We start from the raw sequence: 15014 nt of genomic DNA, 5'->3' as shown, positions 1-15014 counted from the left end.
GGTTGATCTTTGTTTCAGCCTCTTCCGTGATGTTCAGAATCGCCGCCCCTGGTGGAGTTGATGGCATGTCAGGTCCTCTCGTTCGTTCGCGCTTCCCTGATCGGCTGACCTCGCGTGGTGGCGCGTGGATCGCTCTCGGCGTCGCTGTGCTCGTGATGGTGTTGTTGTTCGGTATGTTCGGCGGCGCGCAGGCACCGGCGCGCACCGGGCAGGCTCCGGTGGGTTCGGAGTCGATGCAGGTGAGCGAGCTCATGGAGCAGTTCCCGAACGCGGATCGCCAGTCGGTGCTCGTGGTGGCCTCCCGCGAGGATGGAGCGGAGCTTTCCGACGCGGATGTTGAAGCCCTCACGGGCCTGCTTCCGGTGCTCGACGCGCAGGCGGCAGGCGAGTCGTCGGGGCCGATGGTGAGCGCAGACGGGCGGGCCGCGGTCCTCGTCGCTCCGATCACCGTCGGTGCGGACAATACCGAGACTGCGGAGGTCATCAAGGAACTCCGGGGCGAGGTCAGCGCGAACGCCCCGGCCGGGCTGGTGCTGCACGTCACGGGCGGCCCAGCGTTCGGCGCGGATATCGCGGCGGCGTTCGAGGGTGCGGACTTCACACTGCTGTTGGTGACGATCCTGATCGTGGCGGTCCTGTTGATCGTCACCTACCGTTCGCCGGTGCTGTGGCTGATCCCGCTCATCGTGGTCGCCCTGGCCGACGGGCTCGCCGGACGGGTCACCGCGGCGGCGGGGTCGTTCTGGAATCTGGAGTTTGATGCAGGCATCGTGAGCGTACTCGTGTTCGGTGCGGGCACGAACTACGCCCTGCTGCTGATCTCCCGGTATCGGGAAGAACTGCAGCGCACCGAGGATGATCGAGCGGCATTGAGCATGGCCTGGCGCAAGACGGTGCCCGCGATCCTCGCCTCGAACGTCACGGTGGTGCTCGCGCTGCTCACGCTGCTGTTCGCGACCATCCCGATGACGCGCGGCCTCGGCGTTCCGGCCGCGCTCGGGTTGCTGATCGCGCTGGCGGCGGTGCTGTTTGTGCTGCCGCCGTTCCTCGCGGTGTGCGGGCGCCGAGTGTTCTGGCCGTTCATCCCGCGGCCGGGACAAAAAGTCAATCAGGGGCGGGCCTGGCGCGCGGTCGCCTCTCAGGTGTCGGAGCGTCCCGTGACGAGTCTGCTGGTGGGACTCGCGCTGCTCGCGGTCATGGCGACCGGACTGTTTGGCACTTCGGTCGGCTTGGACCAGTTGGAGAAGTTCCGGGTGCAGTCGGAGTCTGCGACAGGTTTGGAGACACTGTCGGCGCATTTCCCGCCGGGCGAGGCGCAGCCGATCTGGATCATCACTGACAGCGAGGCCGCGGGCGAGGTCGCAACAGCCGCAAGCGAGGTCGAGGGTGTCGTGCGCGCCCATCCCGCCGGCACCACAGATGACGGCTCGCTGACGAAAGTGATGGTGACCAGCGAGTACTCGCCCGGCACGGAACAGAGCCTGGCCCAGATCACCTCTCTGCGCGAGGCCGTGCACCCGATCGAGGGAGCGGACGCATTGGTGGGCGGCGCGGTCGCCACTGAACTGGATGCGCGGGCTGGCAACGAGCATGACCTGCTGCTGATCGCGCCGCTGGTGCTCGCGGTGAGCTTCCTCGTGCTGCTGCTTCTGCTGCGCTCGCTGGTCGCGCCGGTGGTGCTGCTCCTGGTGAACCTCGCCAGCGCGGTCGCTGCGATCGGGGCGGGCGCATGGCTGAGCCGGGTACTGTTCGACCAACAGGCCCTTGACCTCCAGGTGCCCATCCTTGCGTTCCTGTTCCTCGTCGCCCTCGGCATCGACTACACGATCTTCCTGGTCCATCGGGCCCGCACCGAGGCCACGCGGTTGGGGACGCGTGCGGGCATGGTCGAGGCCGTCGCGCACACCGGCAGCGTCATCACGAGTGCCGGCATCGTGCTCGCCGCCGTATTCGCCGCGCTCGGCGTGCTGCCGTTGGTCACCCTCGGACAGCTCGGCCTCATCGTCGGCATTGGCGTGCTGGTGGACACCCTCGTGGTGCGCACCGTAATCGTGCCCGCGATCTTCAGCCTCGCCGGGGATCGCATCTGGTGGCCAGGAAAGCTGCACGCCCGCCAGGGAGAATCGACTCATGAGTCTCGTACACTTTCCGTTGACGTCCACTGATCCGCCCGGCCCGGCCGTCGCGAGGGCGACGGTACGGGCGATGACGATCGGTCAGCACCTCATGGCGGTCGTGCTGACCGCCATCGGTGTCATCCGCGCTATCGGCGACGGGGTGGGGATGCCTGCGGCGATCATCTCAGGTGTCGCGATCCTCGCTTGGCACACTGCAGGCACGATCCTGCCGTCGAAGACCCGGCCACGCAGCCTGGCGGTGTGGTGGCTGCTCGGGTTCGCCGCGATCTGGATCGCCGCGGTCGCGGTCTCCGCCGAGTTCGTCTGGCTCGCGTTCCTGCTCTGGCTCCTCGCCGGGCACCTCCTGCCGCTGAAGTGGGGGCTGCTGTTCTCGGGTTTCGTGCTCGCGGTCGTGATCGTCGCCCCGATCCTGCACCACGGCACCACCAACTACGCGACCATCTTCGGGCCCCTCATCGGTGGCATCTTCGCGTTCGGCATCTCACGCGGCTACCTGCAACTCCTCCGCGACGCCACCGAACGCGAACGCCTCGTTGCCTCGCTTACCCGAGCCCAAGCCGAGACCGCCGAGCTCCAGGACGAACTCGCGCTCACCCAACGCCACTCGGGTGCCATCGCCGAACGCGCCCGCATCTCCCGCGACATCCACGACACCATCGCCCAAGCGCTCTCCTCGATCCGACTCCTCGCCCACGCCGGAGCCGGCCGCACCGAAGACGCAGACGCAGCGCGCACCCTCGCACAGGTCGAGACCCTCGCAGGCGACAGCCTCGCCGACGTGCGCCGCATCGTCGCCGCGCTCGCCCCCGCGGAACTCGACGACGACGCCCTCGCCGCCGCACTGCAACGCATGCTCGACCGTCTCCGCGACGAGACCGGGCTCCAAGGTGAGCTGCATGTGGACGACTCGATGCCGATCCTGCCGATCGAAGTCGAAGTCGCACTCCTGCGCACCGCACAGTCGGCCCTCGCGAACGTGCGCCTCCACGCCAGAGCATCCCGTGTCGTCATGAGCCTCATCGATGCCGACAACACCGTGCGGCTCGACATCATCGACGACGGCACAGGCTTCGACCAGCCCGCCTGGGAACAGGACGCCGACGCCGGATCGAGCTACGGCCTGCGTTTCATGCGAGCGCGCCTCCGCGAACTCGGCGGCGGCCTCGACCTCGAGAGCACCCCCGGTGAGGGCACCGCACTCTCCGTCCACCTCCCGATCCGTCCGGACCCAGGCTCGGTCACCGTTGCCGACGCCACCACAGAGGAGATGCCATGACCACCACCGTGCTCCTGGTCGATGACCACCCGGTCGTGCGCAGCGGGCTCCGTGCCGTACTCGATGTGGCGGAGACTCTGCAGGTCGTCGGCGAGGCCGCGACCGGGGAAGAAGCCATCACCCTGGCAGCGCACCTGCAACCCGATGTGGTGCTCTGCGACTTGCGCCTCGGCAACGGCATCGACGGCATCCAGACCACGGCCGCGCTCCGCGCCCTCGACCCCGCCCCTGCGGTGCTCATCCTGACCACCTTCGATCGCGACGCCGAAATCCTTGGAGCAATCGAAGCAGGCGCAGCGGGCTACCTCCTCAAAGAAGTCGACCCCGACGTCATCATCGACGGCATCCAGCGTGCCGCAGCCGGCGACACGGTACTCGCCCCCGATCTCGCCTCCCGGGTGCTCAAGGGCATGCGCAGCCCACTCCCACGTCTCACCGACCGAGAGATCGACGTGCTCCGTCTCCTCGCAACCGGATCGGCGAACAAGGAGATCGCCCGTGCCCTCTTCGTCACCGAGGCCACCGTCAAGAGCCACCTCGCCCACATCTTTACCAAGCTCGGTGTTGACAGCCGCTCCCGCGCGATCCATGTCGCGCAGGAGACCGGCCTGATCTGACCGCGACCAGACATCCGCCCAACGAAAGGAATCCCTGACCCGTGAAGAGACTGCTCAACGCCTCGTTCATCTACATGCTCGCCGGTGTCGCCTCCGGCCTGTTCTACCGCGAGTTCACCAAGCTCAACGACTTCCCCGAGGGACAGTTCACCCAGCTCGGCCTCGCCCATACGCACCTGCTGACCCTCGGGTTCATCGTGTTGCTGATCGTGCTCGCCCTCGAAAAGGTCTTCACGATCTCCCGCAGCCCGAAGCTGTTCGCCTGGTTCTTCTGGCTCTACAACGCCGGAGTGATCCTCACCTCCGCGATGCTCATCTGGCACGGCACCCTCACCGTCCTCGGTCAGGAATCGAACGCGATAATCGCGGGGATCGCGGGACTGGGGCACATCGCGATCACGGCAGGCATGATCGTCTTCTTCGTCGCGCTCCGCCGCGCCGTTACCGGCCGCACGCCGGTGCCCGCCGAAGCCACAGCGGCTTGACCCACCTGCGCCGCCCGCGTGGCGCTGCTCGTCAGCCTGTTCCATGCGCTCGACCCACGCGTCGATCTCGGCCTTGCGGAACCTTAGCTGGGTGCCGACACGGAATCCGTGCGGCCCGCGCCTTTGCTCCGCAGGTCGTAGATCGTCTGAACGGAGACCTTCAACTCGGCGGCAAGCTCAGCCAACGAGACATAGTTGCCAAGTCCCGACTCTGAGGTGCCACCGCTGTCCATACAGCGAAGGTGCGCGGGCGTCACCGCGCACCTTCCAGATAGCTCTAGAAGGCTCGAAAGCGCCCTGCCGCGACTTGGCGAAGTGTCCAGCAAACGACTACCAAACACTCAAACTCACTGATCAGGGAGTGAAGTTTCGGTGCTTTACCAGGAATTATGGTGGACCTGAGGGGACTCGAACCCCTGACCCCCTGCATGCCATGCAGGTGCGCTACCAGCTGCGCCACAGGCCCATCTCGTTGCTCTGACCGGAGCCGGAGCAACCCGTCTAGCTTACTACATGCGAAGGGCTGCTCTGTACACGGGTCACTCCGCGGGCGTTGCCGCGGGCAGGTCGATCGGAATGACCGGGCAGTCTTTCCAGAGACGCTCGAGTCCGTAGTAGGTGCGCTCTTCTTCGTGGAAGACATGGACGATGAGGTCGCCGAAGTCGACCAGCACCCACCGAGCTTCCTGACGCCCCTCGCGGCGAAGGCGCTTGTGCCCCGCCTCGAGAAGCTTGTCTTCGATCTCGTCCGCGATCGCGGCAACGTTGCGCTCGCTGCGTCCGGTCACGAGCAGAAAGCCATCTGCCAGCGGCATCGGCTCCGAAACGTCGAGCGCGACGAGGTCTTCACCGCCCTTGGAGTCCGCAGCAGCGGCGGCGATGCGGATCATCTCTTGGGTGGAAGCAGGTACGGTCACGAGAACACTCCAGTCGCGAAGGCGACGATCAATACGCCGACGAGCGCAAGCGCGAGGACGCCTGCGGTGATAGCCAGCGTCATCATGAGGCGGCTGCCCTTCTCGGGCACCGGGGGCTTGATGACCTCCCCCGCCGTCTTCACGGTGCTGATTGCCGCACTGGCAGCAATCGGGGTGGGCGACGAGTGCGCCGGCAGCTCGCCGTCGACCAGCACCGCGTCCGCTTCCTTACCGTCGGTGGTGCCACGCGCGTGGCCCGTCGACCCCAGGCCCTCAGGCAACTGCAGAGTGCCGGTGAGGATCACTTCCCCCGTCGACACGAGCGAACCGGTGAAGTCGGCACTGCTCGGAGCATCCGACATGATCAACGTGTTCGACGTCGAGACCGCGCCCGTCGACCGCGCGAGAATCTGGTCGAACGACGACGGCAGGTCTGTCTCGGGAGCATCCGCCGTGAGGAGGTTGGCACCCAGGGCCGGATTCACGACGGCACGCTCAGATTCACGGTCGGAATCTGCCTCGTCCGCGTCGCTGTGGTCATCCTCAGCGTCCGATGCCGCATCAGCGGCAACATCCTCTTCAGCGCTTTCCGGCGCCTCGTGCGCGTCGACGCTCGCGGCAAGCGTGGCAGTCTCAGGCGTGGCTTCGAGAACCACGTCGCGCCAGCCCTCGTTCTCCTGCGAAACGCTGTCGTCCTCGACCGGCGAGAAGTCCTCCGGCTCGAGCGTCGGCGCGGCAACCGGAGTAGCCCCCGTGCCGAAGATTGCTCGGAAGCCATCCGTGTCTGCCGCGGCGCCGGCCCCGGCATGCACGGGCTCGGGCTGACGAGCAGCCTCGGCGACATCGGGAGTGATCACGGGCACAGATGCCGTGCGAATGCGCTCTTGCTGGCGAGCCTGGCGTCGTGTCAGAGGTGCCACGCCGAGGTCAACGGAAGCATCCGACACCGGCGGAGGCGGGACGGCAACCGGGGTTGCCGCGCGGGGAAGCGGCGCGACCGACGCGGGGACCTCAGTGACCACAGGCCGCGGGGCCTCAGAGGGCGTCTCGGCTGCGGGGGCGGCGACGGGTTCAGCGACGGTCACATCATCAACGGTCGCTGCCGGTTCTGCCGTCTCATCGTCATCAGCCACGGGGATGATCGGGGTCGATCCGGTGTTGCGGATCTCGCGCATCTTCTTGCGCGTCAGCGGTGGGTTCGCCGGTTGCTCAGGTGTGCTCATTCCTCGCTCCGGTAGAGGTCGTGCTTCGCAATGTATTGGACGACACCGTCAGGAACGAGATACCACACCGGGTTTCCTCGCTCCACGCGGTCGCGACAGTCAGTGGACGAGATCGCCAGGGCCGGGATCTCGAGGAGACTCACCCCTTCGGTCGGGAGTCCGTCGGTGCTCAGGACGTGCCCTGGGCGAGAGACGGCGACGAAGTGGGCCAAGTCCCACAGTTCATCATGCTCTCTCCAACTGAGAATTTGCGCTATGGCGTCGGCGCCGGTGATGAAGAAGAAGTCCGCGCCCGGGCGTTGCGCCCGCAGATCACGCAACGTGTCGATCGTGTAGGTCGGGCCGTCTCGATCGATATCGACCCTGCTCACGGTGAATTGCGGATTGGATGCCGTCGCAATCACCGTCATGAGGTACCGGTGCTCCGCTTCGGAGACGTCTGACTTTTGCCAGGGCCTCCCGGTCGGGACGAAGACCACTTCATCCAGACCGAACGACTGAGCTACTTCGCTAGCCGCAACCAGGTGTCCGTGATGAATGGGATCGAACGTCCCTCCCATCACGCCGATTCGCGACGTGCGCGTCACCGGCATCCAGTCGGCCTAGTGGCCGTGTCCGATCTGCTGCACGTCGTTGGCGTGGGCCTTCGCATACGCTTCAGCCTTGTGCGCGTGACGGTTGGCGACGTTGCGGTACGACAGGGTGACCATGGCGAGTCCTGTGAAGACGACGAGCGCGACGATTCCGTACCACACGGTCTCCAACGCCACATTGCCGTGGTGCTCGGTCTCAGCGGCTGCGAAGACGAGGATGTTGGCGAGGGTCATTCTTGCTCCGTTCGGGTCTGCCTGGCGTGCAGGCCGGTATCAGTCTAGGCGGTCACGCGCGCACGTGCCCGGCGCCGCGCGCGAGCCACTTGCTGCTGGTGAGTTCGTTCACTCCCATGGGGCCACGCGCGTGCAACTTCTGGGTCGAAATTCCCACCTCGGCGCCGAATCCAAACACGCCACCGTCGGTGAACCGCGTCGACGAATTCACCATCACCACCGCGGCATCCACTTCGGCGAGAAAGCGCTCGGCGTGGGCTTCGGAGGCGGTGATGATCGACTCAGTATGCTTCGTGGAGTACTGACGGATGTGCGCCAGTGCTTCGTCCAGATCCTCGACGACGCGCATGGCGATGTCGAGGCTGAGGTACTCCGCCTCCCAGTCGCTTTCGTCGGCAGGAACGACATCGGATGCCAGAGCCTGCACGCTCGGGTCACCGTGCACCGTCACGCCGTCACGTTGCAGCGCGCCCACGATCTCAGGGATCACCCGCTCGGCGGCATCCCGAATAACGAGCACCGTCTCTACCGAATTGCACACGCTGGGGCGCTGCACCTTCGCGTTCACCACGATGTCGCGCGCCCAATCGATGTTTGCGGTGGAGTCGAGCACGATGTGCACCACGCCCGCGCCGGTCTCGATCACCGGCACCTGGGACTCGGTGACCACGGTCTCGATCAACGAGGCGCTTCCCCGCGGCACGAGAACGTCGACAATTCCCCGCGCGCGCATCAACTCGCCCGCGCCCTCGCGCCCGAACTCATCGACGGTTTGAATGGCCTCAGGGGTGATGCCCTGCTGCTCCAGAGCGCCGCGCATGGCCGCAATGAGGGCTGCGTTCGTACGCTCGGCAGCGCTGCCACCGCGCAACACGACGGCGTTGCCGGAGCGAAGGGCGAGCGCCGCGATGTCGACGGTCACGTTGGGGCGCGCTTCATAGATCGAGCCCACCACGCCGAAAGGCACCGATACCTTCGTCAGCGAGACGCCGTTGTCGAGCGTGCGCTGATCCAACACGCGTCCGACCGGATCCGGGAGTGCAGCGATGTCGCGCACCGCCGCTGCAAGCGCGAGCACGCGGGTGCGATCCAGGCGCAGGCGGTCTTGCAGGGCATCCGAGAGTCCCGCTGCACGCCCGCGGTCGAGGTCCTCGACGTTCGCGGCGACGATGTCGTCACACGCAACTTCAATCGCGGTCGCGATGGCCGCAAGCGCGTCGCGCTTTTCCTGATCAGAGAGCAGCCCGACGCTGCGAGAGGCGTCCTTGGCAAGGTGCATGCGCTCAAGCGCGGTTGTCGCCGTCGTGATCATCTCACCAGCCTATCGGCGTCGCGCAGCCCTGCGCCCCGCCGTAGGTCAACGAGCGGCGGGCGCAGGCGCGAACCATGTACCAACCGATTCGCCAGCGAGCGCGTCGGCGACGAGGTCGGCACTGGTGACGAGGACTCCGATTCCGGATGCCGCAGCCAGGCGCGCCGCCGACACCTTCGTTGCCGCTCCCCCGGTTCCCACCGAGTTCACCACCACCGAGCCGAACTCGAACCCCGCAAGATCATCGTCGTGCGCGACGAATCGGATCGGCTCTGCACCCGGCTCCGTCGGAGGCTTCGTGTACAGACACTCGATGTCGCTCAGCAGCACGACCACGTCCGCCGAGATCAGCTGTGCCACGAGGGCCGCCAGACGGTCGTTGTCGCCGAAGCGGATCTCGTGGGTGGCGACGGTGTCGTTCTCGTTGACGATCGGCAGGATACGAAGACCAAGCAGCCGGTCCATCGCCCGGCGCGCGTTGGACCGCGATGTGGCGTGCTCCAGATCACCGGCGGTCAGCAGCACCTGCCCGGCGACGATCTCGAACGGTCGCAGTGCCTGCTGATACCGGTAGATGAGCACGTTCTGGCCGACCGCGGCCGCAGCCTGTTGCGTCGCAAGGTCGCTCGGACGCTCATCGAGCGCGAGAAAGGGCATCCCTGTGGCGATGGCGCCGGACGAGACGAGAACCACCTCGGTACCGCGACCGTGCGCCGCCGCCAGCGCTTCGACGATGGGCTGGATCTTTTCGGCGTTCTCGCCGCTGATCGACGAGGATCCCACCTTGACCACAATCCGACGCGCCCCGGTGATCTCGGTGCGCGAGGCCACGGTCACTCGTCATCCTCCGTCTCGCCGCCTTTCGCCGCGAGACGCTCGGCCTCGAGCTCGGCACGCGCTGCCGCCTTGGCGTCCATGCGCTCGTGATAGCGCTCGCGACGCTCAGACGTGGTCCGACGGTTGTCCTGCAGGAGGCGGGGATCCGTCCCGCGCGGGGCGGTCATGAGCTCCGCCGCAGAGGTCACCGAGGGCTGCCAGTCGAAGACGATCCCGTCGCCCTCGCCGATGACCACGGTCGCCCCGGGCACGGCGCCCGCGCGATACAGCTCGGTCTCGACGCCGAGCTTCTCGAGGCGGTCGCCCAGGTAGCCCACCGCCTCTTCGTTCTGGAAGTCGGTCTGCTGGACCCAGCGCACCGGCTTCTCGCCGAGCACGCGATAGATGTTTCCGTATGAGCCGCCTTCGACGCGGATCGTGAAGTCCTTCTCGGCGCCCTTCGGGCGGATGACGATCCGCTCGGGCGCGGGTGCTGCCGCCACGGCCACGCGATGTTCGGTGACGATGTCGCCGAGCGCGAAAGTCAGCTGGCGCAGCCCGGAGTGGCTGACCGTTGAGATCTCGAACACGCGGAAGCCGCGCGCTTCGATATCGGCGCGCACGAGGTCGGCGAGCTCCTGAGCTTCGGGAACATCGACCTTGTTGAGCGCGACGAGCTGGGGACGATCCAGGAGCGGGACTTGCCCCTCTGGCACCGGGTACGCCGCCAGCTCGGAGAGAATCACGTCCAGGTCGCTCAACGGGTCGCGACCCGGTTCGAGGGTTGCGCAATCCAGCACGTGCACGAGCGCCGTGCAGCGCTCGACGTGACGCAGGAACTCAAGGCCCAGCCCTCGTCCTTCGCTCGCGCCTTCGACCAGACCGGGAACATCAGCGACGGTGTAGCGAGTCTCGCCCGCTTGCACGACCCCGAGATTCGGGTGCAACGTCGTGAACGGATAGTCGGCGATCTTCGGGCGGGCGGCAGAAATCGCCGCGATCAGGCTCGACTTGCCGGCGGACGGATATCCCACGAGCGCAACATCGGCGACGGTCTTCAGCTCGAGCTGGATGTCGCCTTCCCATCCCGGTGTCCCCAGAAGCGCGAAGCCCGGAGCCTTGCGCTTGGGATTGGCGAGCGTAGCGTTTCCGAGGCCCCCGATACCTCCGGGCGCCGCCACGAACTTCATGCCGGGCTCGATCATGTCGACGAGAACCTCACCGGAGGGGTCCTTCACGACGGTACCCACGGGTACGGGAAGTTCGAGCGGCTCACCGGCTGCGCCCGAGCGGTGATCGCCCATACCGAATCCGCCGTTGCCCGCAGAACGGTGCGGCGAGTGGTGGTACGACAACAGCGTCGTGACCTGGGGGTCGGCGTACAACGTGATGTCGCCCCCGTGCCCGCCGTTACCGCCGTCCGGGCCCGCGAGCGGTTTGAACTTCTCCCGCTTGACCGACACGCAGCCGTTGCCGCCCTTACCTGCGCGCAGATGGAGGGTCACTCGATCGACGAACGAGACCATGCGTAGCTCCTTGCGGTGCGGCCAGGGCCGAAGCCTGGAGTGTGAAGAAGAGGCGAGCCGAAGCCCAGGGTAAAGGAAAGGGCGGGCCGAAGCCCGCCCCATCCGAAAGAATCAGTGAGATCCGTGGATTACTCCGCGGCCGCCACGATGTTAACGACCTTGCGGCCACCCTTCTGGCCGAACTCAACGGCACCAGCCGAGAGTGCGAAGAGGGTGTCGTCGCCGCCACGGCCGACGTTGGCGCCCGGGTGGAAGTGCGTTCCACGCTGGCGAACGATGATTTCGCCGGCGAGAACCTGCTGGCCGCCGAAACGCTTCACGCCAAGGCGCTGTGCGTTGGAGTCACGACCGTTACGGGTGGAGCTTGCGCCCTTTTTGTGTGCCATCTCTGCGTCTCCTGTGGCTTTACTTGATGCCGGTGACCTTGACGCGCGTGAGGTCCTGACGGTGCCCCTGGCGCTTCTTGTAACCGGTCTTGTTCTTGAACTTCTGGATCACAATCTTGGGGCCGCGCTCTTCGCCGAGCACCTCGGCGGTGACGGTGACCTTCGCGAGCTTGTCCGCGTCCGTCGTGACGGCGTCACCGTCGACGAAGAGAACCGCGGGCAGTTCGATGTTGTCGCCGACCTTGGCCTTCTGACGGTCGAGAACGACAATCGTGCCGACCTCGACCTTTTCCTGCCGGCCACCGGCGCGCACTACTGCGTAAACCACTTCACACCTGTTTCGTCATGGGAGCGCACGGCTCCGAAATTGTCTTTGTGAGACTGGGAAAGTCCTGGTGCGGAAGCAAGGCTCTCGACCGTTTCGCCATTCACCTGCGAAACGTGACGCACCAAAGGACTACTTTACCGGATGCCGAGCCTATCGCCAAAAGCGCGCGATGCCGTGTCGTACACCGCTCGCAGGATCTCTGTGTGGCGATCTTGATTGACGACCCCCGCTGGCCCGCACACGGGCGGCTCTGGGCGCACCTGGTCAGCGATGCCGGTCTCGATGAGCTGCACGCCTTCGCTGCCGCACAGGGCATCCCCCGTCGCGGGTTCGATCTCGACCACTACGACGTTCCCGAAGAGCGGCATGCGCAACTGGTCGCCGCGGGCGCGCAACACGTCAGCGGCCACGAACTCGTGCGGCGCTTGATCGCCTCGGGCCTGCGCGTCACCGCTCGCGAGCGGCGCGCGCAGGGCCGATGACTAGTCCTCGGTCGTGACGTGTGCGACCGGCGTGCCGGTCAGGGCAGCCGTGGTCACGCGGCGGCGTGAGCGACCCTGCCCGGGAGCTTTGGGTTCCGGAAGAGCGTCCAGCACCGAGTCCAGCAGAACGTCCTTCTCGGTGCGCGGAGCGCCCGCCTTGGTGGCCGCGGCATCCTTATTCCGCTTCTTGCGCGGCTTCTTCGCACGTTCCTGACGCGGCTCGCGCGTCTCGGGCTGCTCGGCGACCGCCGGCAGGCCCGAGGCATCGCCCGCGTCATCCGCGTGGTGAATCGTCGATGCTGCGATCTGCGCGAGCGCGGTCTTCACGCCCTCTGTGATGACGTGGGTCCCCCCGTTGCTCTGCGAGCTCTGCTGGGGCTGCGATCCGCCGCGCGACCGGCGCGAGTTCTGCTGCGGGCTCGAGCCCCCACCCCGGTGCTTCACGATCGGGTCGTGATGCACGATGAGTCCGCGACCAGCGCACACGTCACACTGTTCGCTGAACGTCTCGAGAAGCCCGAGTCCGAGCTTCTTTCGAGTCATCTGCACGAGGCCGAGTGAGGTCACCTCGGCGACTTGGTGCTTGGTGCGATCGCGGCTCAGGCATTCGACGAGGCGGCGCAGGACCAGGTCACGGTTGGACTCGAGCACCATGTCGATGAAGTCGACGACGATGATCCCGCCGATATCGCGCAGGCGAAGCTGGCGAACGATCTCTTCCGCAGCCTCGAGGTTGTTCTTCGTAACGGTCTCTTCGAGGTTGCCGCCGGTGCCGACGAACTTGCCGGTGTTGACGTCAACCACCGTCATGGCTTCGGTGCGGTCGATCACCAGCGAGCCGCCGGAGGGCAGCCATACCTTGCGGTCGAGGGCCTTCTCGATCTGCTCGGTAACACGGTGCTCATCGAACGGGTCGCGCTCGCCCTCGTACGCCGAGACACGCTCGAGAAGATCTGGGGCGACCGACTCGAGGTACTTCGTGATCGTGTGATGTGCTTCTTCGCCCTGGATGAGCATGCGCGAGAAGTCTTCGTTGAACACGTCTCGCACGATCTTCACGAGAAGGTCGGGCTCGGAGTGCAGAAGTGCCGGTGCGCCGATCGACTCGACCTGCGCGGAAATGTGCTCCCACTGGTTCGTGAGGCGCTGCACGTCGCGCGTGAGCTGCTCCTCGGTGGCTCCTTCGGCCGCGGTGCGCACGATCACGCCGCTGGACTCGGGGAGCACCTCCTTGAGGATCTTCTTCAAGCGCGCACGCTCGGTGTCCGGCAGCTTGCGCGAGATACCGTTCATGGCCCCGCCGGGTACGTACACCAGGTAGCGGCCCGGCAGCGAGATCTGGCTCGTCAGGCGCGCACCCTTGTGCCCCACGGGGTCCTTGGTGACCTGGACCAGAACACGGTCGCCGGACTTCAGGGCGAGTTCGATGCGGCGCGGCTGATTGCCGGTCTCCACGGCATCCCAGTCGACCTCGCCGGAGTACAGCACAGCGTTGCGCCCGCGACCGATGTCGACGAAGGCCGCCTCCATGCTCGGCAGCACGTTCTGCACGCGACCGAGGTAGACGTTGCCGATCAGCGATGCATCCTGGCTGCGCGCGACATAGTGCTCGACGAGCACGTTGTCTTCGAGGACAGCGATCTGAATGCGCCCGTTCTTCGAACGCACGATCATCACGCGATCGACGGCCTCGCGGCGTGCCAGGAACTCGGCTTCGGTGACCACTGCGCGGCGGCGACCGGCCTCACGGCCATCGCGACGACGCTGCTTCTTCGCTTCGAGTCGGGTCGAACCCTTGATGCGCTGCGGCTCAGTGATCAGTTCGACCACGCGCTGGCGCGGAGCGGGCTTGTCCCCACCCGACTCGTCGCCGTCCGAACGGCCCTCACCGCCGCGCCGACGGTTGCGCCGGCGTGACGAGCTGCGGCCGCCCGGAGCATCGTCGGTGTCGTCCTGCTGCTGCGGCGATGCCGGCAGCGGGATGATCTCCGGGGCGTAAAAGTGCAGCGACGTCGACACCTGTGAGACGAAGTCTTCGGGCAGCAACCCCAGGCTGATCGCCGTCGGCGGGCCCTTCGGCGCTTCCTCTTCGACGACCGCGGGGGCTTCCGCGGCAGGTGCTTCCTCGGCAGGTTCCTGCTCGGCAGGTGCCTGTTCGGCAGGTTTCTGCTCGGCAGGTGCCTGTTCGGCAGATGCCTCGTCCGCCGCCGACTCGGGCACCACTGCGTCCTCGGGCACGGTGCCATCGGCAGGCGCAGGATCTTCCGAGGGACCGGCTGCGTCCGCTCCGGCTGACTCCCCCGCAGGCTCTGTTGCCGTGTCAGCGACAGCCGCTGTCTCGTCGCCCTCGGGCAGCGCGACAGTGTCAGGCGCTACGCCGGGCGTTGCATCCTGTTCTGTCTGGGGGTCGAGTTCTTCATGTGTGCCATCGGCCATCAAGGGCTTACTCCCTGCGGGCGGCGCCGCGCGCTACCCGGCGAAATCTTGTGCGGTGCCGCACCTGCGGTGCCGCGTACTCACTCGGTCTGCATCACGGTCTCAACGCTGGTGGTGAGTGCTCGTAATGCCAAAGGGCATTCGTCGCCCTGAAGTCTTCGGTGATGTGTGCATCGGCGCGGCCGCGACACATCGACGATCATTATCGCACTTTCCGTGACGGAATGCGCGCCGGGGTGCGGCTG

The 15014-nt window shown here is 66.4% G+C and carries 16 protein-coding genes and 1 tRNA gene; 5 read left to right on the top strand and 12 right to left on the bottom strand.

Annotated elements, in window-relative coordinates; all coding sequences use genetic code 11:
* Positions 1–65: 65 nt before the first annotated feature.
* The 4 genes from ON062_RS10070 to ON062_RS10055 are packed head-to-tail and all read left to right on the top strand — an operon-like array spanning position 66 to position 4516.
* On the top strand, positions 66–2165 hold the full coding sequence (locus ON062_RS10070; protein ID WP_274646996.1) for an MMPL family transporter: 2100 nt from the start codon (positions 66–68) through the stop codon (positions 2163–2165).
* Positions 2131–3414, top strand: a complete 1284-nt coding sequence (locus ON062_RS10065) for a sensor histidine kinase (RefSeq protein ID WP_274646995.1) — start codon at positions 2131–2133, stop codon at positions 3412–3414. Before ON062_RS10070 ends, ON062_RS10065 begins: the two co-directional genes overlap by 35 nt.
* Positions 3411–4031: a response regulator transcription factor gene (locus ON062_RS10060; RefSeq protein WP_274646994.1), complete on the top strand. Its 621-nt coding sequence runs from the start codon at positions 3411–3413 to the stop codon at positions 4029–4031. Before ON062_RS10065 ends, ON062_RS10060 begins: the two co-directional genes overlap by 4 nt.
* Before the next feature lie 41 nt (positions 4032–4072).
* Entirely contained in the window at positions 4073–4516 is a 444-nt protein-coding gene (locus ON062_RS10055) for a DUF2871 domain-containing protein (RefSeq protein WP_274646993.1), read from the top strand.
* Positions 4517–4599: 83 nt separating this feature from the next.
* On the opposite strand, the gene ON062_RS10050 is transcribed toward ON062_RS10055, so the two are convergent.
* The 11 genes from ON062_RS10050 to rplU form a co-directional block, all read right to left on the bottom strand.
* Complete coding sequence (locus ON062_RS10050; RefSeq protein ID WP_274646992.1) at positions 4600–4773, bottom strand: hypothetical protein; 174 nt, start codon at positions 4771–4773, stop codon at positions 4600–4602.
* Between the two features lie 133 nt (positions 4774–4906).
* A tRNA-Ala gene (locus ON062_RS10045) sits at positions 4907–4982 on the bottom strand.
* 73 nt (positions 4983–5055) lie between these two features.
* Positions 5056–5406 (bottom strand): ribosome silencing factor, encoded by a 351-nt coding sequence (rsfS, locus tag ON062_RS10040; protein WP_274647060.1) that lies wholly within the window; start codon positions 5404–5406, stop codon positions 5056–5058.
* Positions 5407–5429: 23 nt separating this feature from the next.
* A complete protein-coding gene (locus ON062_RS10035) occupies positions 5430–6656 on the bottom strand; it encodes a hypothetical protein (RefSeq protein WP_274646991.1) in 1227 nt (408 codons plus the stop codon).
* Positions 6653–7249, bottom strand: a complete 597-nt coding sequence (gene nadD / locus ON062_RS10030) for a nicotinate-nucleotide adenylyltransferase (protein WP_274646990.1) — start codon at positions 7247–7249, stop codon at positions 6653–6655. The genes ON062_RS10035 and nadD overlap by 4 nt, the downstream gene beginning before the upstream one ends.
* A gap of 9 nt (positions 7250–7258) precedes the next feature.
* Positions 7259–7483, bottom strand: a complete 225-nt coding sequence (locus ON062_RS10025) for a hypothetical protein (RefSeq protein WP_274646989.1) — start codon at positions 7481–7483, stop codon at positions 7259–7261.
* A gap of 52 nt (positions 7484–7535) precedes the next feature.
* Positions 7536–8795 (bottom strand): glutamate-5-semialdehyde dehydrogenase, encoded by a 1260-nt coding sequence (locus tag ON062_RS10020; protein WP_274646988.1) that lies wholly within the window; start codon positions 8793–8795, stop codon positions 7536–7538.
* 45 nt (positions 8796–8840) lie between these two features.
* Positions 8841–9632 carry a glutamate 5-kinase gene (gene proB / locus ON062_RS10015; RefSeq protein WP_274646987.1) on the bottom strand — a complete coding sequence of 264 codons (792 nt, stop codon included), beginning with the start codon at positions 9630–9632 and terminating at the stop codon, positions 8841–8843.
* Positions 9629–11137 carry a GTPase ObgE gene (obgE, locus tag ON062_RS10010; RefSeq protein WP_274646986.1) on the bottom strand — a complete coding sequence of 503 codons (1509 nt, stop codon included), beginning with the start codon at positions 11135–11137 and terminating at the stop codon, positions 9629–9631. The genes proB and obgE overlap by 4 nt, the downstream gene beginning before the upstream one ends.
* A 128-nt stretch (positions 11138–11265) precedes the next feature.
* Positions 11266–11523 carry a 50S ribosomal protein L27 gene (rpmA, locus tag ON062_RS10005; RefSeq protein ID WP_251449865.1) on the bottom strand — a complete coding sequence of 86 codons (258 nt, stop codon included), beginning with the start codon at positions 11521–11523 and terminating at the stop codon, positions 11266–11268.
* A 19-nt stretch (positions 11524–11542) separates the two neighbouring features.
* Positions 11543–11851, bottom strand: coding sequence for a 50S ribosomal protein L21 (gene rplU, locus ON062_RS10000; protein WP_274646985.1), 309 nt, complete (start codon positions 11849–11851; stop codon positions 11543–11545).
* 203 nt (positions 11852–12054) lie between these two features.
* Between rplU and ON062_RS09995 the strand changes: the two genes are divergently transcribed.
* Positions 12055–12333, top strand: coding sequence for a DUF4031 domain-containing protein (locus ON062_RS09995; RefSeq protein WP_274646984.1), 279 nt, complete (start codon positions 12055–12057; stop codon positions 12331–12333).
* On the opposite strand, the gene ON062_RS09990 is transcribed toward ON062_RS09995, so the two are convergent.
* Complete coding sequence (locus ON062_RS09990; RefSeq protein WP_274646983.1) at positions 12334–14769, bottom strand: Rne/Rng family ribonuclease; 2436 nt, start codon at positions 14767–14769, stop codon at positions 12334–12336. It abuts the gene before it with no gap.
* Positions 14770–15014 lie beyond the last annotated feature (245 nt).

It is taken from the genome of Microbacterium sp. C7(2022), from assembly GCF_028823665.1.
Taxonomy (GTDB): domain Bacteria; phylum Actinomycetota; class Actinomycetes; order Actinomycetales; family Microbacteriaceae; genus Microbacterium.
The sequence above is the reverse complement of the archived record's forward strand: the minus strand, read 5'-3'. Positions and strand labels throughout refer to the sequence as shown.

Excerpts from the sequence above, each read along its gene's own strand:
- ON062_RS10070 (WP_274646996.1), top strand. The coding sequence starts at position 66 with ATGTCAGGTCCTCTCGTTCGTTCGCGCTTCCCTGATCGGCTGACCTCG.
- ON062_RS10065 (WP_274646995.1), top strand. The coding sequence starts at position 2,131 with ATGAGTCTCGTACACTTTCCGTTGACGTCCACTGATCCGCCCGGCCCG.
- ON062_RS10060 (WP_274646994.1), top strand. The coding sequence starts at position 3,411 with ATGACCACCACCGTGCTCCTGGTCGATGACCACCCGGTCGTGCGCAGC.
- rsfS (WP_274647060.1), bottom strand. The coding sequence starts at position 5,406 with ATGATCCGCATCGCCGCCGCTGCTGCGGACTCCAAGGGCGGTGAAGAC.
- ON062_RS10035 (WP_274646991.1), bottom strand. The coding sequence starts at position 6,656 with ATGAGCACACCTGAGCAACCGGCGAACCCACCGCTGACGCGCAAGAAG.
- nadD (WP_274646990.1), bottom strand. The coding sequence starts at position 7,249 with ATGCCGGTGACGCGCACGTCGCGAATCGGCGTGATGGGAGGGACGTTC.
- ON062_RS10025 (WP_274646989.1), bottom strand. The coding sequence starts at position 7,483 with ATGACCCTCGCCAACATCCTCGTCTTCGCAGCCGCTGAGACCGAGCAC.
- ON062_RS10020 (WP_274646988.1), bottom strand. The coding sequence starts at position 8,795 with ATGATCACGACGGCGACAACCGCGCTTGAGCGCATGCACCTTGCCAAG.
- obgE (WP_274646986.1), bottom strand. The coding sequence starts at position 11,137 with ATGGTCTCGTTCGTCGATCGAGTGACCCTCCATCTGCGCGCAGGTAAG.
- rpmA (WP_251449865.1), bottom strand. The coding sequence starts at position 11,523 with ATGGCACACAAAAAGGGCGCAAGCTCCACCCGTAACGGTCGTGACTCC.
- ON062_RS09990 (WP_274646983.1), bottom strand. The coding sequence starts at position 14,769 with ATGGCCGATGGCACACATGAAGAACTCGACCCCCAGACAGAACAGGAT.